The organism is Micromonospora sp. NPDC093277 (assembly GCF_044765245.1).
Taxonomy (GTDB): Bacteria; Actinomycetota; Actinomycetes; order Mycobacteriales; family Micromonosporaceae; genus Micromonospora.
Genome location: NZ_JBIWJO010000002.1, coordinates 278,917 through 299,907, shown reverse-complemented (window position 1 = coordinate 299,907; position 20,991 = coordinate 278,917). Strand labels below are relative to the sequence as shown.

Below are 20,991 nucleotides of genomic sequence, written 5' to 3'. Positions count from 1 at the left end.
TCGACCGCCGGTCCCTGGCAGCGGGGCGAGGTCAGTTGACCTGGGTCGGCATCTGGCCGCCACCGCCACTGCCGCCGGGCGTGGACGTCGGCGGGCTGTTGCTCGGCTTTGGGGGGTCGTCCGTCGTCGGGGCCGGACTGCTCGGCGTCGCCGCCGGCTCGGTCGGCTCGGTCGGCGGCGGCACCGACGGCGACGACTCCACGGACCCGGTCGGAGACCCGGTCGGGGTCGGGGTGGCGGTCGCCGTTTCCGACGGGCGCTTGCCCGACCCCGGCCGGTATGACCGGTTGCTCTCGTCGGCGGACACCGATTCGTTGACGGCGGGCGCGTCGTCACTGCTGGTGGCCGCCGGCGGGGTCTTGAAGGTGGTTGCCGGCTCGCCCGTGTTGTTGGCGGCACCCAGCGCAGCGCCGAGCGCGGCCAGTCCCACGAGGACCGCGACGCCGGCGCCGACCAGCGTCCCCCGCCGACGGCCCGGCCGGGACGCCGACGGCGTCACAACCGGAAGATCGTCCCTGGTGTCCGCGACCCCGGCCGGGCTGCGTAACCTGGCCGGCACCGTCGAGGTCGGCGATTCGGACATCGCGGCCCGGGCCGCGGCGGCCATCGCCGTGCCGGTGGGGAAGCGCTCGGCGGGGTCCTTCGCGAGCGCCCGGGCGACCAGGTCGCGGACCGGCTGCGGGATGTCCGCCGGCAGTTCGGGCGGCTCGTCGTCCAGGTGGCGGACGGCCACCTGGAGCGGAGTGTCTCCGGTGAAGGGCGGGCTGCCGGTGAGGCAGCAGTAGGCCACCGCGCCGAGCGCGTAGATGTCGGTGGCGCCGGAGACGGGGCGGCCGGCGGCCTGCTCGGGGGCCATGTAGAGGGCGGTTCCGGGCACCGCGTTGGTGCTGGTGATACTGGTCACATTGGTCGACCGGGCCACCCCGAAATCGACCAGGGTGACGGTCCCGTTCTCCTGGACCAGCAGGTTGCTCGGCTTCACGTCCCGGTGGACGATGCCCCGGGCATGTGCGGCCTGCAGGGCCTGGGCGACCTGCGCCACGATCGACATCGTCTCGCCGACCTCGAGCCGGCCGGCCGCCTCGATCCGCTTGGACAGCGGCTCGCCCTCCACGAACTCCATGACCAGGTAGTCGGCTCGGCTACCGTCGGGCAGTTCGTCCTCGCCGCAGTCGAAGACCTGCACGACACCCGGGTTCCGCAGGGCGGCCATGATCCGTGCCTCGGCGCGGAAGCGGGCGATGAAGTCGGGATCGGAGACCAGCGCGGGCAGCAGGACCTTCACCGCGACCTGACGGCCCAGCACCAGGTCCGTGGCCCGCCAGACATCGCCCATGCCGCCCGTGGCGACACGGTCGTTCAGGCGGTACCGACCGCTGAGGACGACCTCCGATGACAACACCCACATACCGTACCCAGAGCGGTCGGGAAGTATTTCTCGCGATCTCGCCCCGCGCGGGCGGCGGCCGGTTCGACTCGCTCCGCCAAACGGTCAGCGGCCGTGTCCCCGATCGGCTGAGGGTGACGACCTGGGTACGATCGGGCCGAAAGCTCCGCCGTTGATCGGCCGCCCCGGCGGTGGCGGGTCCAACGCCGCAACCACCGCAGCGTACGAGCGCTGGTGTTCGTTACGCCGACTCGCCGCTGTCGCCTGGCGACAATTCTCACTTTGCTTCCGGTGGGCTGGTGGCTTGTCCGCCGGTCCATCCGCTCCTACCGTTAGCCCGGCTCTGGGGTGTCCCATAACGCGGGTACGGTGTGTCCGCCGACGACCGTTACGTCGCGGCACCTGTCCATGTGCGTCCGCGCGTTTCGCGTCAAACGCCGATCAGGTCAGCGGGGGGCTGGTGGTGCGGGTGGTGATCCGGTCACCCGACCAGTCGCGCGCCGGGTACGCCGGCACCGGCATGCTCCGGTCCCGGGAATCGGTAGGGCGGAAACGGCGGGTCCATGACCGGTGAGCTGAGCGAGGTGGTCGCCGCGGCGCAGGCGGGCGACGAGGACGCCTTCCGCTTCCTCTACCGCAGCCTGCAGCCCGGCCTGCTGCGCTACCTCACCGCGCTGGTGGGCGGGGACGCCGAGGACGTCGCGTCCGAGGCCTGGTTGCAGATCTCCCGTGACCTGCCCACCTTCACCGGCGGGGAGTTCCGGGCCTGGACGGTCACCATCGCGCGCAACCGGGCGATGGACCACCTGCGCCGGCAGCGACGGCGGCCGTCCCTGCCGGTGCCGGTCCAGGCGCTCAGCGGGCTGGCCGGGGACGCCGACACGGCAGAGCGGGCCGGCGAGACCATCGGCACCGAGAGCGCGTTGGCGCTGATCGCGACCCTGCCGCCCCGGGAGGCGGAGGCGGTCCTGCTGCGGGCCGTGATCGGACTCGACGCGGAGACCGCGGGGCGGGTTCTCGGGCGGCGCGCGGGAGCCGTCCGGACCGCCGCGCACCGAGGCCTGCGCCGGCTCGCCTCGCTCCTGGAACGTACCGACCCCGTACAGCCGTCCAGACGGGCCGCGGAGGTCACCCCGCCCCACCCGCGTACCGGCCGGGGGCGGCAGGCGCCGAACGCGCCGACGGCGGAGCCGGCGGACGGATGAGGGTGGGGGGATTGGGATGAGTCATCGCCGGCCCGACGACCGGACGGAGTCCGAGCGTCTCCTCGACGCGGCCCGAGCCGGGCAGTCGCCATGGGCAGCCGACCCGCTGGCCCGGCTGCTCGCCGCGGCGGCCGCCCCGGCCGACCCGACCGAGGTGGCCGGTGAGGAGCAGGCGCTCGCCGCGTTCCGGGCGGCTCGGGCGAACCCGCCGGCGACACCGGCGCGGGCACCCCGGCGGGGAGGCTTCCGGGTCGGCGTGGCGGCCTGGGTGGCCGGAGTCGCCGCCGTCGCCACCGCCGGGGGCGCCGTCGCCGCGGTGAACCTGGACCGGTCCTGGGTCCCTGCGCCGCCGCCGTCGGCCACCGCGGGCGGCACCTCCGCCGGCAGCACCGGCGCGGGTAGCCCGAGCCGGCCGGGCCAGTCCCGGGAGGCGAGCCCGACCACGGGTGCCGTCATGCCGTCCGCCGAACCCGACCCGACCGGGTCCGGCGAACCCGGACGGTCGGCGACGGCTGGGAAGCTCGCCGGCCACTGCCGGGCGTACCTGTCGAAGTCGGCCGAGCAGCGGGCACGAGCGCTGAAGACGCCGGGCTTCGCCGACCTGGTCGCCGCGGCCGGCGGCGCCGACCAGGTCGAGGAGTACTGCGTCCGGCTCGTACCGGAGGCGGTCGGCAAGCCGTCGCGGAACACCCGGTCGACCCGGTCGCCCGAGGCCACGTCGACGTCGACCCCCGCCCGTTCCGGCAAAAAAAAGGACGACGGCTGATCCCACGACGCCACCAGATTCCGGACAAACATTCATCTCTCCGGACGCGCGGATTCAGTCTGCTAGACACATGATGGTGGGAGTGTGTCCGACTGGTAACCGTGCGCGTCTCGGTCGACGCGGTGGCCGCCACCCGGAGAGAGGAGCCGTCTCTTGGTGATGTCGCCGGAATTGGACCAGGCCATGGTCCTACGGGACGAGGCCGCCGCGGCCAGGTACCTCGCCAGGATCTGCTTCAAGACCGGCCCGCCGACCCTGACCGGTGTCGAGCTGGAATGGACCGTGCACGACGCCGCGGATCCGACCCGACCGGTCGACCGCGAGCGCCTGTGCCGGGCGCTGGGGCGGCACAGCCCCGTGACCATCGATCCCACCAGCCCCGCCCAGAGACTCCGGCACGGCGGCGCCGTGACCGTGGAGCCGGGCGGGCAGGTGGAGATCTCCTCCGCGCCGCGAACCTCGGTCGCCGCGCTGATCCTGGCCACCGAGGCCGACATCGCCGAACTGACCGCCGCACTGCGCACCGGCGGTCTCGTCCTCGGCCAGAGCGGGATGGATCCCTGGCGGGCCCCGCTTCCGGTGGTCGAAACGCCCCGTTACCGGGCCATGCGGTGCGTCTTCGACCGGCGTGGCCTGGCCGGTCGCGCCATGATGTACAGCACCGCCGGCCTCCAGGTCTGCCTCGACGCGGGGGAGCCGGAACGGTCGGCGCAACGCTGGGCCGCCGCCCACGCCGTCGGGCCGCCGCTGCTGGCCGCCTTCGCCACCGCGGACCACCACGCCGGCCGGCGTACCGGATGGGCCTCCACCCGGATGGCCGCCTGGCTGGCCATCGACCCGGCCCGGACGGCCCCGGTCTGGTCGCCCACCCGGTCCGACCGCGACCCGGTCGCCGCCTGGACCGAGTACGCGCTCGCCGCACCCCTGCTCTGCGTACGCGACGACGGCTCGGACTGGACCCCGCCGGCGGGCGTCACCTTCGCCGACTGGCTGGCCGGGGCGCTGCCGCACCCGCCGACCACCGACGACCTGGAATATCACGTCAGCACCCTCTTCCCGCCGGTACGCCCCCGCGGCTACCTGGAGATCCGCTACCTGGATGCCCAACCGGGCCGGCAGTGGACTGTGCCGCTCGCGGTCCTGGCGGCGATCTTCGCCGACCCGGCCACCACCCGGGAGGCGCTGGCCGTCGCCGCGCCGGTCGCCGACCGTTGGCACGCCGCCGCCCGGTGCGGCCTGGCCGACGGACCGCTCGCCGACGCCGCGGCGGCGCTGTTCGAACTCGCCCTGGCGGCCCTGCCCGGGCTGGACCTGCCGGCCGGAAGCCACGAGGAGATGAGCCGAGAAATCCGGCGGCGCCGCGTCGCCGTGGAGAGGAGGCACCGGTGACCACGACCGAGAGCACGGGTACGGACAGTGAACGGCTGCGCAGCCGGATCGCGGCGGAGTTGGACCGCACCCGGGCCCGCACCGCCCTGCTGACCGACGCGGTGGACGACGACGACCTGTTGCGGCAGCACTCGACGCTGATGTCGCCGCTGGTGTGGGACCTGGCGCACGTCGGCAACCAGGAGGAGCTGTGGCTGGTGCGCGACGTCGGCGGCCGTGAGCCGGTGCGCCACGACATCGACGACCTGTACGACGCGTTCAAACAGCCGCGCCGGGACCGCCCGTCGCTGCCACTGCTGCCCCCCGCCGAGGCGCGGGCGTACGTGCGTACCGTGCGGGACAAGGTCTACGACCTGCTCGACGGGATCCGGTTCACCGACCGGAGGCTGGTCGAGGACGGCTTCGCGTTCGGGATGATCGTGCAGCACGAGCAGCAGCACGACGAGACCATGCTCGCCACCCACCAGTTGCGTGCCGGGGTGCCGGTGCTGGACGCCCCGCCGCCGCCCGAGCCGCGCGTCCGGGTGGCCGGCGAGGTGCTGGTCCCGGCCGGTCCGTTCACCATGGGCACCTCGACCGACCCGTGGGCACTGGACAACGAACGCCCCGCGCACACCGTCGAGTTGCCGGCGTACGCGATCGACGCGACGCCGGTCACCAATGGGCAGTACGGGGCGTTCATCGCCGACGGCGGGTACCACGAGCCGCGCTGGTGGAGCACGGCGGGCTGGCGGCACCGCGTCGAGGCCGAGCTGAGCGCGCCGATGCACTGGCGGCGGGACGGCGACGGCTGGGCGTACCGCCGGTTCGGCCGGTGGTCGCCGGTACGCGACGACGAGCCCGTGGTGCACGTCTGCTGGTACGAGGCGGAGGCGTACGCGGCCTGGGCCGGCAAGCGGCTGCCCACCGAGGCGGAGTGGGAGAAGGCGGCCCGCTGGGACCCGGCGACCGGCAGGTCCCGGCGCTATCCGTGGGGCGACGGGGACCCGACGGTCGAGCACGCCAACCTGGGCCAGCGGCACCTGTGGCCGGCGCCGGTGGGGGCGTATCCCGCGGGCGCGTCGCCACTGGGCGTGCACCAGCTCGTCGGCGACGTCTGGGAGTGGACCTCGACGACGTTCCGGGGGCATCCGGGCTTCGTCGCGTTCCCCTACCGGGAATACTCGGAGGTCTTCTTCGGCGACGACTACCCGGTGCTGCGCGGCGGCTCCTTCGGCACCGACCGGGCCGCCTGCCGGGGCACGTTCCGCAACTGGGACTACCCGATCCGCCGGCAGATCTTCAGCGGCTTCCGCTGCGCCCGTGACGCCCGTCCGGAAGAGGCGGTGTGAGCTGGTGCCGCGAGGCGGCGGTGTGAGCGGCGGCCCTGGCTGATGTGCCGCCACCTGGCGTATCTCGGTCCGCCGGTCAGCCTGTGGAGCCTGCTGTACGACCCGCCGTACGGGCTGTTGCGGCAGTCCTGGGCACCGCGGGACATGCGCGGCGGCGGCACGATCAACGCCGACGGCTTCGGGGTCGGCTGGTACCCGGGCGGCGGCGTCCCGGTGCGTTACCGGCGGGCGCAGCCGCTCTGGAGCGACACCACCCTGCCGGAGCTGGCCGCGGTGACGGTCGCCGGTGCGGTGCTGGCCGCCGTCCGGTCCGCCACGGTCGGCATGCCGGTCCAGGAGGCGGCCGCCGCGCCGTTCGCCGAGGGGCGCTGGCTGTTCAGCCACAACGGGGTGGTCCGGGGTTGGCCGGACGCGGTGGTGCCGCTCGCCGCCGAACTGCCGCTCCGCGACCTGCTGACGCTGGACGCGCCGACCGACGCGGCGCTGCTCTGGGCGCTGGTCCGGCACCGGCTGCGGGCCGGCGAGGACCCGGCGGTCGCGGTGGCCGAAACCGTGGCGGCGGTCACCGCGGCGGCCCCCGGTTCGCGGTTGAACCTGCTGCTCACCGACGGCGAGACCGTGGTGGCGAGCGTGGTCGGGCACGCGCTGTCGCTGCGGTGTACCCCGGAGTCGGTGCTGCTGGCCTCGGAACCCCTCGACGAGGACCCGGGCTGGCGGGCGGTGCCGGACGGCCGGCTGGTGGTGGCCACCGCGACCGGGGCGCACAGCCGGGACCTGGTGGTCGGCTGACGCGGACGTTTCCAATTCTGAGGCAGAAGGGACAGCTGATGAGCGCGGAGCCACTGGAGATCTACCTGGAGGAGCAGGACCTCGGCCGCGGCCTGCGGGAGGACGTCCGGTTCGGGCTGACGGCGCAGCCGAAGTGGCTGCCGCCGAAATGGTTCTACGACGCTCGCGGGAGTGAACTCTTCGAGGAGATCACCCGGCTGCCGGAGTATTACCCGACCCGGGCCGAGCGGGCCGTGCTGGCCGAGCACGCGGACGAGATCGTCGAGCTGACCGGCGCGAAGACGCTGATCGAGCTGGGGTCCGGCTCGTCGGAGAAGACCAGGTTGCTGCTGGACGCCTTCACCCGGCACGGCGAGCTGGGCACGTTCGTGCCGCTGGACGTCTCGGTCAGCGCGCTGCGCCAGTCCACCAGGCAGGTCGCCGCCGAATACCCCGGCCTGCGGGTACGCGGCATCGTCGGTGACTTCACCCGGCAGCTGGACCGGCTGCCCACCGGCGGCCGGCGGCTGGTGGTGTTCCTCGGCGGCACCATCGGCAACCTGCTCCCGGTGGAGCGGGCCGAGTTCCTCACCGCCATGCGTGCCGCCCTGGAACCCGGCGACCGGCTGTTGATCGGCACCGACCTGGTGAAGGACCCGAAGGTGATCGTGCCCGCGTACGACGACGCGGCCGGGGTGACCGCCGAGTTCAACCGCAACGTGCTCCGCGTGATCAACCGGGAGGTGGGAGCCGACTTCGACCCGGAGGCGTTCGCCCATGTGGCGGTCTGGGACCCGGAGCACGAGTGGATCGAGATGCGCCTGCGCGCCGGACACCCGATGCGGGTGCAGGTGCTGGACCTGGCGGTCGAGTTCGCCGCCGGTGAGGAACTGCGTACCGAGATCTCGGCGAAGTTCCGGCCGGAGGGGATAGCGGCGGAGCTGGCCGACGCCGGGTTCGATCGGCAGGCGTTCTGGACCGACCCCGACGGGCTGTTCGGCGTCACCCTCGCCCGGGCCGACTGAGCGGCGCGCCGGGCGGGCGGTTCCCCCGCGGACTCCCGGGCCCGGGAGTGGGCTAGGCTGGGCGGTGCGAAGGGGAGTAGCCCCCAATGTCGTGGTCGACATACTGATGCGTTCCGCATCCGGCCACGCGGCCCCGGCTCGGGGCGGGCGAGACCTTCGACTCAGGCTGTCGCAGCCGGGTCGAGGGCACCCCATACCTCCTCCCGGCTTGATCGGGAAGGTTCAGATGGACGGTTTTCTCGTCGCGCTGCTGGTCAGCTTCGGCGTCATCTTCGTTGCCGAGCTGGGTGACAAGTCCCAGCTCATGGCCCTGACGTTCGCCACGCGGTTCAAGACCGTGCCGGTGCTCATCGGCATCACCGTCGCCACCGCGATCGTGCACCTGGCGTCGGTGGGCATCGGGTACGGACTGCACGCCACGCTGCCCACCAGCTGGATCTCGCTCATCGCCGGCGTGGCTTTCCTCGGCTTCGGCGCGTGGACGCTGCGTGGCGACAAGCTCACCGAGGAGGAGAAGCGTAAGGCGGAGAAGAGCAGCCGCAACGCCGTCATCGCCGTCGGCGTCGCGTTCTTCCTGGCCGAGCTGGGCGACAAGACCATGCTGGCCACCATCACCCTGGCCACCAAGTACGGCTGGTTCGGCACCTGGCTCGGCTCGACCCTCGGCATGGTGGCCGCCGACGCGCTGGCGATCATGGTGGGCCGGCTGCTCGGCCGGCACCTGCCCGAGAAGTTCATCCGGTACGGCGCCGCGGTCCTGTTCGCCGTCACCGGCCTCTGGCTGATCCTCGATGCGGTCGCCAAGCTGACCTGAGCCCGCGCGGGTTCGCCCCGCCCCGCCCCGCCCCGCCCCGCCCCGCCCCGCCCCGCCCCGCCCCGCCCCGCCCCGCCCCGCCCCGGCCCGGCCCCGGGGCGGGCGGGGTGGCGGAACCGTGAGCGGTGCCCGGCGCCGATGATCGTGCCCGCCGCGCCCGGGTATGAACATCTCCGGCGCGCTGCGGCGGAGCAGAGCAGCGCATAGCGTGACCCACGTGAGGCGAACACGGCCACGAGCGGGAGGTCTCAGCGCATGAGCAGGCACGACGAGCCCAACGAGTACGGCTTCGCCGGTGACCCCACAGCGCCGGAGCCACCGCCCGGCGGGCGCGCCGACGAGCAGGACAAGGCCGACGCGGTCGCAGTGCCCGGTGACGACCTGATGGAGCCGTACGCCGAGGCGGTGGAGGAGGAGACCGAGGAGCCGGAGGAGACCGAGCAGGAGCGTACGGCCGAACACCGGCGCTGACCCGCGTACCCGCCCGTCGGTCGCGTTACGAGGACTCCTCCTGGTAGACGTCCGGCACGCCGTCGCCGTCGGAGTCCCGGCTCTCCCGTTCCGAGATCCGTCGGTAGACCCGGTTGCGTCGTCTCAGCACGCCGGAGGCGAGCGCGGCGGAGACCAGTGACCCGAGCAGGACGGCCGCCTTCACCCGGTCGTTCTCGGGGCTGCCGGCGCCGAAGGCCAGCTCGCCGATGAGCAGCGAGACGGTGAAGCCGATGCCGGCCAGCAGCGCCAGCCCGAACAGGTCCGCCCAGGTGATGTCCTCGTCGAGTTCGGCGCGGGTGAACCGGGCGAGCAGGAACGTCGAGCCGAACACGCCGATGGCCTTGCCGAGCACCAGTCCGGCGCCCACCCCGAGCACCACCGGGTCGGTGAGCACGCCGGCCAGGTCCACGTCGACCAGCGACACGCCTGCGGCGAAGAACGCGAAGACCGGCACCGCCAGGCCGGCCGAGACCGGGCGCCACCGGTGCTCCAGCCGCTCGGCCAGCCCCGGGCCGTCGCCCCGCCCGGCCGCTGTCGGTCCGTCGCCCCGCCCGGCCGGCTCCGGTCGGTTGCCTCGTCGGGCCAGCACCGGCACGGTGAAGCCGAGCAGCACCCCGGAGACCGTGGCGTGCACCCCGGAGGCGTGCACCAGGCCCCAGGCGAGCACGGCGAGCGGCACGAGCGCCCACCACCAGAGCCGGCGCCGCCGCACCAGCAGGGCGAAGGCGGCGATCGGCACGAGCGCCCCGAGCAGCGGCAGGACGTGGAAGTCGGCGGTGTAGAAGACCGCGATGATGATGATCGCGAAGAGGTCGTCGACCACCGCGAGGGTGAGCAGGAACGCGCGCAGGCCCTGCGGCAGGTGGGAACTGACGACGGCGAGTACGGCCAGCGCGAACGCGATGTCGGTGGCGGTGGGGATGGCCCAGCCGCGCAGTCCGGTCCCGCCCGCGGCGAGGGTCACCGCGACGTAGCACACGGCGGGCAGCGCCATGCCGCCCAGGGCGGCCACCACCGGCAACGCGGCCCGTCGGGGGTCCCGCAGGTCACCGGCGACGAACTCGCGCTTCAGTTCCAGGCCCACCACGAAGAAGAAGATCGCGAGCAGTCCGTCGCCGGCCCAGGCGGCCAGGTCGAGGTCCAGGTGCAGCGCCGCGCCACCGGGCCACGGCACCCAGCCGGCGACGGCGGCGTACCCGGCGCGCCAGGGCGAGTTGGCCCAGATCAGGGCGATCACCGCGCCGAGCAGCAGCAGCCCGCCACCGACCGTCTCCGTGCGTAGCACGTCGGCCAGAAATCGCGCCTCCGGCCAGGACCGGCGGGAGAGCAGGTGCTCGGGGGTGCGGTTGGCCATGCGGTGTCACCTCGGGACGTCGAGTTGTCGGAACCATCGCCGACCAGACTTCCCGGCACACCACCTCCGAGCCTATCCGCACCGGCGGCGGCGCCGCGCATCGACGTACGGGTCCCCGCCTACCTCATTGGCGGGGCGCGTCCCAGGCCGCCCCCAGAAATCCCCCGCACCACCCAGCGGTGTCCAGCGTTAACAGGGAGAGGGTGGCTGCGCGGCGGGGTGACCCGGTCACGAGGTCGAGCGGCATTTTCGGCGGCGAGGGCCTCGTGATCCATCGTTGCTCTCTGCGTGCCCATCCCGAATTGGAGGATTTAGGCCGTCTATGCGCTTCTTGTCGTTTACGTTCGTCATGGTGCTTACAGTGATGAATAAGGCGTTTTAGATCCTGACACGTGTAGTGGGCGTTTTAGGGGGGTTACGTGCAGTTTCATCGGCTGGTCGGCGTGTCGCGAGGGGGAACGTGATGGACGTTCTCAGTTACCTGCGCCTGGTCCGACGGCACTGGTGGATCGTCCTGATCACCGTGATGCTCGCGCTGGGGACCGCCGCACTCATCACCGTTCGCACCCCGGTCCGCTACCAGGCCTCGGTGACCTTCTTCGTGACCACGCCCGGCCAGGGCGTCACCGACGCCAACCAGGGCGGCCTCTTCCTCCAGCAGCGGGTCAAGTCCTACGCCGACCTGCTCACCAGCGACCGGCTGGCGCAGAGCGTGGTGTCGGAGAGCCCGCCCGGCCTCACCGCCGACCAGGTGCGGAGCCGGATCAGCACCTCCACCGAGGCCGGCACGGTCCTGCTGAAGGCCACCTTCATCGACACCGACCAGGCCCGGGCCCTGAAGACCACCGAGGTGCTCTCCGCGAAGTTCGTCGAGCTGGTGCAGAAGGTGGAGACGCCCCCGGACGGCAAGTCGCCGCCGATCAAGATCGAGGTGGTGAGCGGTCCCCGGGTGACCACCAGCCCGGTGTCGCCGCAGCCGGTCAAGAACCTGGTCCTCGGGGGCCTGGTGGGCCTGCTGCTCGGCGCGGGACTGGCCGTGTTGCGCGGGCTGGCCGACGTCCGGATGCGGGACGCGGCCGCGCTCCAGCGGGTGACCGGCAGCCCGCTGCTCGGCGAGATCCCGTTCGAGGCCGGCGCCAAGTCGGCCCCGCTGATCGTCGGCGAGGCGGCCAACTCGTCGCGCGCCGAGGCGGTCCGCAAACTGCGGACCAACCTGCGCTTCGTCGACGTCAACGAGCCGGCCCGGGTCATCGCGGTCACCAGCGCGCTGCAGGGCGAGGGGAAGACCACCATGGCCTGCAACACCGCCATCGCGCTGGCCGAGGCCGGCTGGCGGGTGCTGCTCATCGACGCCGACCTGCGCCGGCCCAAGGTGGCCGACTACCTCGGCCTGGACGGTGGGGTGGGCCTCACCGACGTGCTGGTGGGCGACGTCCAGGTCGGCGACGTGGTGCAACGGTGGGGCGAGAAGTCACTGCTGGTCCTGCCCAGCGGCGCCACCCCGCCCAACCCCAGCGAGCTGCTCGGGTCCAAGGCGATGGCGGATCTGCTGGTGGCCCTGCGGGAGTCGGCGGACATCGTGGTCATCGACACCGCGCCGCTGCTCGCCGTCACCGACGGTGTGGTGGTGGCCGTGCAGGCCGACGGCGCGCTGCTGGTCACCCAGCAGGGGCGGACCTCACGCAGTCAGGTGGCCGCCGCCGCCCGCGCGCTCCACTCCGTCTCGGTGCGCCTGCTCGGCTGCGTGCTCAACATGGCCAAGGTCGCCAAGGCGGACGCCCACCAGTACGAGGCGTACAAGGTGGTGGTGCCGCCCGCGCCGTCCGTGCCCACCGATCGGGCCCGAGCCGCCCGGCGCGGCGAGTCCGCCAGGGGCGGCGACCGCACTCAGGAACTCACCCGGCTGTCCCGATGAGCGCCAGCACGGGTCGGATGGACCGCTCGATCTCCTCGGCGCAGCGCCGGAAGTCGACCGGTGAACCACCGATCGGATCCCTCAGATCGTCCGTGTCGGGGGCGGCGGGTTGCAGCCGCCCCCGGACGCGGGCCGCCGCCTCGACCGCGCTGCGCAGCGGCGACCGGCTGCGCAATCCGGTCGGCTCGGCCGCGGCGGCCAGCCGGCCGAACTGGCGCAGCGTGAAGGTCCGGTGCAGTGCGGCCGGTGCCAGCGCCGTGCAGACGGAGCGTTGCCGACGGGTCGCGGCGAGCACCAGCGCGGCCCCGGTCAGGTGCTCGGGGCGCAGCCGGCGGGTGCGGAAGGCCGTCGGGTCCGCGCCGGTCCCGACCGCGACCTCGATCGCGTACGGGTGCATGGGCGCCCCGTCGACGGCGTCGGTCCCGGCGCTCGCCACGGTGACCGGCAGGTCGGCGAGGAACTGGCGGGTGATGTACTCCGCCATCGGGGACCGGCACATGTTGGCGTGGCAGACGAAGAGCACCCCGTCGACCATCTGCACCCCTCTCGTCGGCACGGTCGCGGGACGGATCGCCGCGACGGCGCTGTTCCGGCGGTCGCGGCCGGACGCGGAGGGGTTGCGAGCATCGTACGGGGTCCGCCCGGTCGGGCGTCGTGCGGCCGTGCCGGGAGCCCGACCATGAAGATCGGCATTCTGTCGTACCACTTCCCGCCGGAACCGGCGTTCATCCCGGGCAGCCTCGCCGAGGAGCTGGCCGCCCGAGGCCACGAGGTGCGCGTACTCACCGGCTTCCCCGACTACCCGGGCGGGCACGTCTACCCGGGCTGGCGGCAGCGCTGGCGGCACCAGACCCACAGCGAACGGCTGACCGTCCGCCGGGTTCCCCGGTACGCCGGAGGCGACGGCTCACGGATGGCCAGCTGGCTCTCCTTCGCCGGCAGCGTGGCCCTGACCGGCCGGCGCTACCTCGGCGACGTGGACGCCCTGTACGTCTTCCAGCTTCCGGCGGTCACCTTCGCCGCGGCCGGCCTGCTCCGGTTGCTCGGCCGGGTGCCGACCGTGCTGCACGTGCAGGACGTCTGGCCGGAGGAGAACCAGGCCCGGACGGGTGAGGCGCACCGGTTCTCCGGGCGACTCGGCGCCACCCTGCGCCGGATCTACCAGGAGGCCGACGGCATCGCGGTCAGCGCGCCGTCCATGCGGGACCTGGTGGCCTCCGGCGGCGCCGAGCAGGACCGGGTACAGGTGGTGCTCAACTGGACCGATGAGCGGATCTTCCGGCCGACCGAGCCGAGCCGGGCCGCCCGGCGGTTGATCCGCCGGGACAACCGGTGCGTGGTCATGCACGCCGGGACGATCGGCGTACGCCAGGGCCTGGAGACCGCGGTACGCGCGGCGGCGGCGTTGGGCGACCGGATGGACCTGGTCCTGGTCGGCTCGGGAGCCGAGGAGCGGCGGGTGCGGGGGCTCGCCGCCGAGTTGCGGGCGGACAATGTCCGATTCGTCGAACGGCGGTCGCCGCTGGACATGCCGGAGCTCTACTCGGCGGCCGACTACCAGCTCGTCATGCTGCGGGACCTGCCGGAGCTGCGCGGCATGGTGCCCGGGAAGCTGCAGGCGGCGCTCTCCTGCGCCTCCCCGGTGGTCGCGTCGGCCGGCGGAGACACGGTGGCGGTGGTGGAGCGGGCCCGGGCCGGGCTCTCCTGCCCGCCGGAGGACTGGGCCGCGTTGGCCGACCGGTTCTGGCTGGCCGCGGCGATCCCACCGCCCGCCCGGTCCGAGATGGGCCGGCGGGGGCGCGACGCCTACCTGCGGGAGATGTCGCTGCGGGCCGGCGTCGACCGGATCGAGCAGATGCTGCAGGACGTCACCTCGCGGTCCGGCCGCCGGCGCCGTTGATGCCACGACCCGCCCTGGATCCCGCGTCACCTCAGGCGCGCGATGGCCGGGAGGCGGCACAATGTCCGGATGAGCGCGGGGCAGCCGTGGACGGACCGGACCGGCCTCGTCGTGCTGCCCGGCGGCGCGACGGTACGCGGGCGGCGGCTCGCCGCTGCGGCCACGCCGGCCGACTTCGCCCTGCTCCTGGCCCCCGAACCGACTCCGCCCTGGCCGTACCGCCGGATCCGCTGGCCCGACTTTCTGGTGCCGAGCGATCCCGCCGACGCGCTGGACGCGCTTCGCGAGGCGTGGCGCCGGGCGTACGCCGGGGAGCGGGTGGAGGTCGCCTGCCGGGGCGGCATCGGCCGCACCGGCACCGCGCTCGCCGCCCTCGCCGTGCTCGACGGGGTGGCGCCCGAGCAGGCGGTGCCCTGGGTGCGCGCCCGCTACCACCCGCGCGCCGTGGAGACCCCGTGGCAGCGGCGGTGGTTGCGCCGGCTGCGCTGAAAGCGCCGCGAATGATCGGTCGGTGACCCCACGTGATCGGCCGGCGGCCCCGGCGTGGCGGGTCCCGCCGGTGTCACCCCCGGCGATCATGCGGGTTAGTCTCCCTGTCCATGGATGCTCGGGTTCTGGCCGCCCTCACCGCCGCCGTCCTACTGGGCACCGGGACCGCAGCGCACGCCGCACCGGCGGGAACAGGTGTTCGGGCCGTACCCGCCGCGGCGGCCGCCCGGGCTCCGATGCCCTGCCCGAAGGCACCGGCACCGAAGGTGTCCCGCCCGCCCCGACCGGTGCCGCCGCCGAACGTGGCGGAGGACCGGGTGGTCGGTGGCGAGGCGTTGGACACGCCCGGGTTGGTGGTGCCGGAGGACGCACCCGCGGCGCCGGCCGTGACCGCCACGAGCTGGCTGGTCGCCGACCTGGACACCGGCGCCGTGCTGGGCGCCTGCGGCCCGCACGAGTACGGCACCCCGGCCAGTACCCAGAAAATGCTGCTCGCGGCGACCATGCTGCCCCGGCTCGACCCGAAGCAGGTGGTCACCGTGACCCGCGACGACCTGAAGATCGAACCGGGCAGTTCGGCCGTCGGCCTGCTCGTCGGCGGAAAGTACACCGTCGAGACGGTGTGGCTCGGGCTGCTGCTCAACTCCGGCAACGAGGCCGCCAACGTGCTGGCCCGCCTCGGCGGCGGTGCCGACGGCGTGCCCGGCGGGGTGCAGGCGATGAACGAGGAGGCCCGCCGGCTCGGCGCCCGGCAGACCCACGCCGTCACCCCGTCCGGCCTGGACGGGAAGGGACAGTTCACCAGCGCGTACGACATGGCGCTCGTCGCCCGCGTGTGCTTCGACAACCCGCTGTTCCGCCGTTACACGCTGACCGAGAACACCAAGATTCCGGCCCAGCCGGCCCTGAAGAAGGGCGGCTTCCAGATCCAGAACGAGAACAAGCTCATCTACAACTACCAGGGCGCCCTGGGCGGCAAGACCGGCTTCACCCAACTGGCCCGGCACAGCTATGTGGGCGCCGCCGAGCGCGGCGGACGCCGCCTCGTGGTGACCCTGCTCGGCGCCGAGGCCCGCCCGGTACGCGGCTGGCAGCAGGGTGCCCAACTGCTCGACTGGGGTTTCTCCCTGCCCCGGGACGCCTCGGTCGGCCGGCTGGTCGAACCCGGCGAGCAGGACACGGCAGAGGCGGACCCGGGCACCTCGCCGGCCGGGTCCACGCCGACCCCGTCCGCACAGTGGCAGGGGCCGGCCGGAACCGCGCTGCGCCGGATGGCCGACGGTGACTGGCGGATCATCCTGCCGGCCGCGGGCATCCTCGCCCTCGCCGTCGGCGGTCTCGTGGCGGCGCTGGCCGCGCGCCGTGGTCGATCCCGCCCGGTCGGCCGCCGCCGCGCCTAGCGCCCGCCCCGGCCGCTCGGCCGCCGCCGCGCCCGGCATTCACGCGGGGCGCGTCCTGCGGGCGGGCGGAGCGGCTCAGATCGCCGGCCGGCCACGTGCGCGTCGTCGCCCGACGGACCTGCCGTTGCCGCCCGGCGGACGCCGGAATCGCCCTATGGTCGGAGCATGCGGGACAGCGGCGGGGCCGGCTCCGCCGTGCGGGTCCGCCAGCTCCTCGCCGACCGGGGCGTGCCGGTACGCGCCGTCGCGCCGCTGCCCGGCGACGATCGCGGGTCGCACCCGTGGCGGGTCACCACCACCGACGGTCGCGACCTGTTCGTGAAGCTGTCCGCCGGCCGGCAGCGGGACGCGGGACGCCTGCGCCGGTGGGGTAGGCGGCTGCGCTACCGCCACCTCGACCACCGGCCGGCGTACGCCAGCGCGGCGGGGAAGGCCGGGCACGAGGCGCGTCTGCTGCGGCTCGCCCGGCGGGGCGGAGCCCGGGTGCCGCCACTGCTGGCCGAGGACGCCGGCCCGGCCGGGGAGGGTCTGATCGTCGAGGAGTTCGTGCCGGGCCGGCCGCTGGACACGCTTCACCGGGGCGAACTCGGCGCGGACGCGCTCGCCGACGTCTGGCGGCAGGTCGCGCTGCTGCACCGGGCCGGGCTGGCCCACCGCGACCTGCGCGGCGCGAACGTGCTGGTGACCGACTCCACGGCCCGGCTCGTCGCGCTGGCCGCCGGCACCGACCGGGCCAGCCCCGAGCAGCTCGCCCGTGACCTGGTGGAGCCACTGGTCACGCTGGCCGGGCTGGCCGGCGTACGCGAGACCGTCGCGGCCGCCGTCGACCACCTGGGGGGTGCGGCGGTGGCCGACAGCCTGCCCTGGCTGCAACCCGCGCTGCTGTCCCGGCCCGCCCGGCACACGCCGGCCGCCCGGCCGGGCCTGCTCGACGATCTTCGCGCCGAGATCGCCCACCGCTGCCCGGGCCGTCCCGTGCGTACCGTCCGGGTCGTCCGGTTCACCGGCCGGGGCCTGTTCCTGCTGGCCATGCTCGGCGTCCTCGGGTACTTCCTGAAGGTCGAGTACGGCCAGTTCACCCTGGCGGTGCGGGCGCTCGGACACGCTGATCCGGCAGCCGTGGCGGGCACCCTGCTGGCAGCCGCGGCCACGTATCCGCTCAGCGCCCTCGCGCTGCGCCTCGCGGCAGCCGGCCGGATCCCCTTCGGCACCACCGTGTCGGTGCAGGTGGCAGCCGGATTCGTGAACCGGGTCGCGCCGGGCGCCGTGGGTGGATTCGCGCTCAGCCTGCGCTATCTGCGCCGGCAGGGCCTGCCGTTGCCGGTCGCGGCCACCACGGTCGCCGTCGATCGGGCCGCCGGCTTCCTCGCCGTCGCCCTGCTGCTGCCGGCCCTGCTGCCCTTCGCGCGGGACTCGGCGGAACACCTGCGCGCCGCGGCCGCCGGCCGGGGCTGGATGGTGCTGCTCGTCGGGCTCGGCCTGCTGGTGCTGGCCGGCGTCGCAATCGCCACGCCCCGCTGGCGGGCCCGCGCCCGCCACGCCGGCCGGCAGTCGATCGACGCGCTGCGCTCGCTGGCCCGCAGCGGGCGGGTGCTGCGGCTGTTGACGGTCGGGGTGGCGCTCACCCTGGCGTACGCGACCGCGCTCTGGTTCTCGCTGCTCGCCGTCGGGCTGCCCGCCGAACCGGGCCTGCTCGCTCCGGTGGTGCTGGTGGCCGTGTTCGGCGAGGGGGTGTCGACCGCCGCGCCGACTCCGGGCGGGCTGGGCGCCACCGAGGCGGCGCTGGTCTCCGGCCTGCTGCTCTACGGTGTCCCGGCGGGCACCGCGGTCGCCGGAGTGCTGATCTACCGGCTCGCCACCTTCTGGCTGCCGGTGCTGCCCGGGTACGTGGCGCTTCGTCTGCTGGTGCGCCGACGCGCCGTCTGACCGGCACCCGGCGTGGACGGCACGACTCTGGGTATGCGCCGCGACATGGAATCCCCGGGACGGATTGTCGTGGTCTCCGCCGATGTCGGCGGTGGCCACGACTCGGCCGCCGCCGAGCTGACGCGACGGCTGCGCGGCCGGGGCTTCGTGGTGGACCGGCTCAACTTCCTGGACGTGCTGCCCCGCCCAGCGCACTGGGCCTTCAAGGAGATGTACCGGGGCATCCTGCGGTGGGTGCCGTGGGGCTACGACGTGCTGTTCGCGCTCGGCAACCGGTCCCGGTTCTCCGTTTCGGTGCTCCGGATGCTGCTCCGGCCGGTCCGTCCCCGGATGCGGCGCGCCATCCCCGCGGACACCCGGGTGGTGGTGACGACCTACCCGTTCGCCAACCAGCTGCTCGGGCCGTTACGCCGGCAGGGGCGGCTGGACGTCCCGCTCATCACCTACGTGACCGACTTCGTCCTCCATCCCACCTGGCAATCCCCGGGCGTGGACGTCTACTGCGTGGTGCGGCACGCGGAGGTGCACCCGGCCAGCGCGGCGGACGACATCGACGTCACCGTGGTCCAGCCGCTGGTGTCCCCGGCCTTCGCCGCCCCGGCGGCCGTCGACCGCCGGCACGCCCGGCGTCGCTTCGGCCTGCCCGCGGACGAGCGGCTGGCCCTCATCGTGGCGGGTGCCTGGGGTGCCGGGGAACTCAAGGCCACGGTGGCGGAGGTCGCCGCGACCGCCCGCGTACGACCGGTGGTGGTGTGCGGGCACAACGAGGCGCTGCGGCGGCAGTTGCGGGCCGATCACCCGCACGTCTTCGGCTGGGTGGACGACATGCCGACGCTGATGCGCGCGGTGGACGTGGTGGTGGAGAACGCGGGTGGCCTGACCTGCCAGGAGGCGCTCGCCTGCGGGGTGCCCGTGGTGACCTATCGCCCGATTCCGGGGCACGGGCGGGCGAACGCCTCGGTCCTGGCCCGGTCCGGCCTCACCCGGTGGGTGCCCGATCGCGACCAGCTCGGGCCGGTCCTGACGGCGCTGACCGGCGGCCTCCGGGGTGAGCGCGGCGCCCGGCTGCCCCGACGGCCGACCCGCGTCGACCCGGCCGAGCCGTGGCTCGACCTGGCCAGCCTCGTCGCGGAGGCGGCGAGCCGGGCCGGGAGCGCGGGGGACGAGGAGCGCGGCCGGCGGCCCCTCGTCAACTCGGTCGGGGACGCGGCCGCGGTGGTCGCCGCGCTGCTGCAGTCCTCCGGCGGACCGTGGTGAACGGTGGTCCCGCCCGGGCCGGGTGGGCCGCGGCGGTGACGCTGCCGGCGCTGCACCTGGCGCCAGCGGTGACCGCGCTGCCGGCGGTACGACGCCGCTTCTTCCCCGGGCTGCACGGCGTCGGCCCGCCGGACCGGGTCGCGCTCACCTTCGACGACGGCCCCGACCCGGAGTCCACGCCCGGGTTCCTGGAGGTGCTGGCCGCGCATCGGGTCCGGGCCACGTTCTTCCTGCTCGGCGTGATGTTGCAGCGGTCGCCCGAGCTCGGCCGGGACATCGTCTCCGCCGGGCACGAGGTGGCGGTGCACGGCTGGCGGCACGACAACCTGCTGCTGCGCGGCCCGGCGGCCACCGTACGCGACCTGGCCCGCGCCCGCGCGCTGATCACCGCCGTGACCGGCCGGAAGCCCCGGTTCCTGCGCCCGCCGTACGGGTTGCTGACCGGCGCCACCCTGGTGGCGGCGCGTCGGCTCGGGCTGGAGCCGGTGCTCTGGAGCTGCTGGGGCCGGGACTGGACTGCCACGGCCACCGCCGACACGGTGTACGACACCGTCCAGGCGGGACTCTCCGGCGGGGGCACGATCCTGCTGCACGACTCCTCGTGCACCGCCGCGTCGGGCGCCTGGCGCGCCGGGCTGGCCGCCCTGCCCCGGCTGCTGGCCGAGTGCCGGAGCCGGGGCTGGACCGTCGGCCCGCTCGGCGGGCACCGAAACGTGGCCCGATGACCATCGCGGTGGTGACCGCGCTCGTCGCGGCCTTCTGCTACGCGCTGTCCACCACGATTCAGCAGCGGGCCGCGAAGCGGCAGCCGCCACGGCGGGCCTGGGACGTGCGGTTGCTGTGGCGGCTGCTGCGTACCCGGTCCTGGCAGTTGGGCTGGACGCCGAACGCGGGGGCTCTCCTCGCCCAGGCCGTGGCCCTGCGGCACGGCCCGTTGGCGGTGGTGCAGCCGTTGATGGCCACCGGGCTGTTCATGGCCGTCCTGATCGAGGCCGTCTGGTCCCGGCGGCCGGTGCAACGCCGTGACCTGGTGGCGACGCTGCTCGGCACGGCGGGTCTGACCGCGTTCCTGGTCACGGCCGCCCCGTCGGCGGGGGTCGACGACCCGGCCGCCGCCGTGTGGTGGTGGGTGTCGGCCGGGGCCGGCGGCGCGGTGGCCGCCTGCCTGGCGGCGGCCCGGCCGACCACCGGCGCGGCCCGCGGCGCACTGCTCGGCGTGGCCACCGGAATCCTGTACGGCCTGGCCGCGGCGCTGATCAAGGCGGTGGTGACCCGGTTCCAGGGCGACCTGTTCGCGCTGGTCACGGACCCGCGGCTGGCGGCGCTGGTGGTGGTCTCGCTGGTCGGCGTGCAGGTCAACCAGAACGCGTTCCAGAGCGGGCGGATCGCCGCTCCGCTGACCGCGCTCACCCTCACCGAACCGGTGGCCGGGGTGGTCGTCGGGGTGACCGCGTTCCGCGAGAGGCTTTCGCTCAGCGGGTACCTGATCCCGCTCGTCGTGCTCGCGGCGGCTGCGATCGTGGCAGGCGTCTGGCTGGCTGCCGGCGCGCCGCGCAAGGCCCGCTGAGCCGGC

At 74.3% G+C, this 20,991-nt stretch carries 19 protein-coding genes; 16 read left to right on the top strand and 3 right to left on the bottom strand.

The genetic code is table 11. The features are described from left to right. Positions 1-31 precede the first annotated feature (31 nt). The gene (locus tag ACIRG9_RS05975) at positions 32-1,408 is read right to left on the bottom strand and encodes a serine/threonine-protein kinase (RefSeq protein WP_402850844.1); all 1,377 of its coding nucleotides are present in this window, start codon (positions 1,406-1,408) and stop codon (positions 32-34) included. A gap of 542 nt (positions 1,409-1,950) precedes the next feature. On the opposite strand from ACIRG9_RS05975, the gene ACIRG9_RS05970 reads away from it, so the two are divergent. From ACIRG9_RS05970 to ACIRG9_RS05935, 8 genes are all read left to right on the top strand, one after another. Further along, a complete protein-coding gene (locus ACIRG9_RS05970) occupies positions 1,951-2,592 on the top strand; it encodes an RNA polymerase sigma factor (protein ID WP_402850842.1) in 642 nt (213 codons plus the stop codon). Positions 2,593-2,608: 16 nt separating this feature from the next. Beyond that, on the top strand, positions 2,609-3,358 hold the full coding sequence (locus ACIRG9_RS05965; protein WP_402850839.1) for a hypothetical protein: 750 nt from the start codon (positions 2,609-2,611) through the stop codon (positions 3,356-3,358). A 153-nt stretch (positions 3,359-3,511) separates the two neighbouring features. Continuing rightward, positions 3,512-4,747, top strand: coding sequence for an ergothioneine biosynthesis glutamate--cysteine ligase EgtA (gene egtA, locus ACIRG9_RS05960; RefSeq protein ID WP_402850836.1), 1,236 nt, complete (start codon positions 3,512-3,514; stop codon positions 4,745-4,747). Continuing rightward, complete coding sequence (gene egtB, locus ACIRG9_RS05955) at positions 4,744-6,078, top strand: ergothioneine biosynthesis protein EgtB (protein ID WP_402850834.1); 1,335 nt, start codon at positions 4,744-4,746, stop codon at positions 6,076-6,078. Before egtA ends, egtB begins: the two co-directional genes overlap by 4 nt. A gap of 42 nt (positions 6,079-6,120) precedes the next feature. Further along, the gene (gene egtC / locus ACIRG9_RS05950; RefSeq protein ID WP_402850831.1) at positions 6,121-6,867 is read left to right on the top strand and encodes an ergothioneine biosynthesis protein EgtC; all 747 of its coding nucleotides are present in this window, start codon (positions 6,121-6,123) and stop codon (positions 6,865-6,867) included. Between the two features lie 38 nt (positions 6,868-6,905). Next, on the top strand, positions 6,906-7,871 hold the full coding sequence (egtD, locus tag ACIRG9_RS05945) for an L-histidine N(alpha)-methyltransferase (protein ID WP_402850828.1): 966 nt from the start codon (positions 6,906-6,908) through the stop codon (positions 7,869-7,871). 226 nt (positions 7,872-8,097) lie between these two features. Further along, entirely contained in the window at positions 8,098-8,685 is a 588-nt protein-coding gene (locus ACIRG9_RS05940) for a TMEM165/GDT1 family protein (protein ID WP_402850825.1), read from the top strand. Between the two features lie 255 nt (positions 8,686-8,940). After that, positions 8,941-9,156, top strand: coding sequence for a hypothetical protein (locus ACIRG9_RS05935; protein WP_402850822.1), 216 nt, complete (start codon positions 8,941-8,943; stop codon positions 9,154-9,156). 25 nt (positions 9,157-9,181) lie between these two features. Here the strand turns inward: ACIRG9_RS05935 and nhaA are convergent, their stop codons facing one another. Further along, positions 9,182-10,531 carry a Na+/H+ antiporter NhaA gene (nhaA, locus tag ACIRG9_RS05930; protein WP_402850820.1) on the bottom strand — a complete coding sequence of 450 codons (1,350 nt, stop codon included), beginning with the start codon at positions 10,529-10,531 and terminating at the stop codon, positions 9,182-9,184. Positions 10,532-10,994: 463 nt separating this feature from the next. On the opposite strand from nhaA, the gene ACIRG9_RS05925 reads away from it, so the two are divergent. Next, positions 10,995-12,446 (top strand): polysaccharide biosynthesis tyrosine autokinase, encoded by a 1,452-nt coding sequence (locus tag ACIRG9_RS05925; protein WP_402850818.1) that lies wholly within the window; start codon positions 10,995-10,997, stop codon positions 12,444-12,446. On the opposite strand, the gene ACIRG9_RS05920 is transcribed toward ACIRG9_RS05925, so the two are convergent. Then, complete coding sequence (locus tag ACIRG9_RS05920; RefSeq protein ID WP_402850815.1) at positions 12,427-12,981, bottom strand: low molecular weight phosphatase family protein; 555 nt, start codon at positions 12,979-12,981, stop codon at positions 12,427-12,429. The two genes, ACIRG9_RS05925 and ACIRG9_RS05920, sit on opposite strands and share 20 nt — an antisense overlap. A gap of 144 nt (positions 12,982-13,125) precedes the next feature. Between ACIRG9_RS05920 and ACIRG9_RS05915 the strand changes: the two genes are divergently transcribed. The 7 genes from ACIRG9_RS05915 (at position 13,126) to ACIRG9_RS05885 (ending at position 20,985) form a co-directional block, all read left to right on the top strand. After that, on the top strand, positions 13,126-14,346 hold the full coding sequence (locus tag ACIRG9_RS05915; RefSeq protein WP_402850812.1) for a glycosyltransferase family 4 protein: 1,221 nt from the start codon (positions 13,126-13,128) through the stop codon (positions 14,344-14,346). Positions 14,347-14,415: 69 nt separating this feature from the next. Then, positions 14,416-14,835: a protein-tyrosine phosphatase family protein gene (locus ACIRG9_RS05910; RefSeq protein WP_402850809.1), complete on the top strand. Its 420-nt coding sequence runs from the start codon at positions 14,416-14,418 to the stop codon at positions 14,833-14,835. A gap of 110 nt (positions 14,836-14,945) precedes the next feature. Continuing rightward, entirely contained in the window at positions 14,946-16,235 is a 1,290-nt protein-coding gene (locus ACIRG9_RS05905; RefSeq protein WP_402850806.1) for a D-alanyl-D-alanine carboxypeptidase family protein, read from the top strand. Between the two features lie 165 nt (positions 16,236-16,400). Further along, entirely contained in the window at positions 16,401-18,161 is a 1,761-nt protein-coding gene (locus ACIRG9_RS05900; protein ID WP_402850803.1) for a lysylphosphatidylglycerol synthase domain-containing protein, read from the top strand. Between the two features lie 45 nt (positions 18,162-18,206). After that, entirely contained in the window at positions 18,207-19,418 is a 1,212-nt protein-coding gene (locus ACIRG9_RS05895; protein WP_402850800.1) for a glycosyltransferase, read from the top strand. Then, a complete protein-coding gene (locus ACIRG9_RS05890) occupies positions 19,415-20,143 on the top strand; it encodes a polysaccharide deacetylase family protein (protein WP_402850797.1) in 729 nt (242 codons plus the stop codon). The genes ACIRG9_RS05895 and ACIRG9_RS05890 overlap by 4 nt, the downstream gene beginning before the upstream one ends. Then, on the top strand, positions 20,140-20,985 hold the full coding sequence (locus ACIRG9_RS05885; RefSeq protein ID WP_402850794.1) for a DMT family transporter: 846 nt from the start codon (positions 20,140-20,142) through the stop codon (positions 20,983-20,985). Before ACIRG9_RS05890 ends, ACIRG9_RS05885 begins: the two co-directional genes overlap by 4 nt. The last annotated feature ends 6 nt before the right edge of the window (positions 20,986-20,991 follow it).

Coding starts and splice junctions, on each gene's coding strand:
- ACIRG9_RS05975 (WP_402850844.1), bottom strand. CDS start 1,408: ATGTGGGTGTTGTCATCGGAGGTCGTCCTCAGCGGTCGGTACCGCCTG.
- ACIRG9_RS05970 (WP_402850842.1), top strand. CDS start 1,951: ATGACCGGTGAGCTGAGCGAGGTGGTCGCCGCGGCGCAGGCGGGCGAC.
- ACIRG9_RS05965 (WP_402850839.1), top strand. CDS start 2,609: ATGAGTCATCGCCGGCCCGACGACCGGACGGAGTCCGAGCGTCTCCTC.
- egtC (WP_402850831.1), top strand. CDS start 6,121: ATGTGCCGCCACCTGGCGTATCTCGGTCCGCCGGTCAGCCTGTGGAGC.
- egtD (WP_402850828.1), top strand. CDS start 6,906: ATGAGCGCGGAGCCACTGGAGATCTACCTGGAGGAGCAGGACCTCGGC.
- ACIRG9_RS05940 (WP_402850825.1), top strand. CDS start 8,098: ATGGACGGTTTTCTCGTCGCGCTGCTGGTCAGCTTCGGCGTCATCTTC.
- ACIRG9_RS05935 (WP_402850822.1), top strand. CDS start 8,941: ATGAGCAGGCACGACGAGCCCAACGAGTACGGCTTCGCCGGTGACCCC.
- nhaA (WP_402850820.1), bottom strand. CDS start 10,531: ATGGCCAACCGCACCCCCGAGCACCTGCTCTCCCGCCGGTCCTGGCCG.
- ACIRG9_RS05925 (WP_402850818.1), top strand. CDS start 10,995: ATGGACGTTCTCAGTTACCTGCGCCTGGTCCGACGGCACTGGTGGATC.
- ACIRG9_RS05920 (WP_402850815.1), bottom strand. CDS start 12,981: ATGGTCGACGGGGTGCTCTTCGTCTGCCACGCCAACATGTGCCGGTCC.
- ACIRG9_RS05915 (WP_402850812.1), top strand. CDS start 13,126: ATGAAGATCGGCATTCTGTCGTACCACTTCCCGCCGGAACCGGCGTTC.
- ACIRG9_RS05910 (WP_402850809.1), top strand. CDS start 14,416: ATGAGCGCGGGGCAGCCGTGGACGGACCGGACCGGCCTCGTCGTGCTG.
- ACIRG9_RS05905 (WP_402850806.1), top strand. CDS start 14,946: ATGGATGCTCGGGTTCTGGCCGCCCTCACCGCCGCCGTCCTACTGGGC.
- ACIRG9_RS05900 (WP_402850803.1), top strand. CDS start 16,401: ATGCGGGACAGCGGCGGGGCCGGCTCCGCCGTGCGGGTCCGCCAGCTC.
- ACIRG9_RS05895 (WP_402850800.1), top strand. CDS start 18,207: ATGGAATCCCCGGGACGGATTGTCGTGGTCTCCGCCGATGTCGGCGGT.
- ACIRG9_RS05885 (WP_402850794.1), top strand. CDS start 20,140: ATGACCATCGCGGTGGTGACCGCGCTCGTCGCGGCCTTCTGCTACGCG.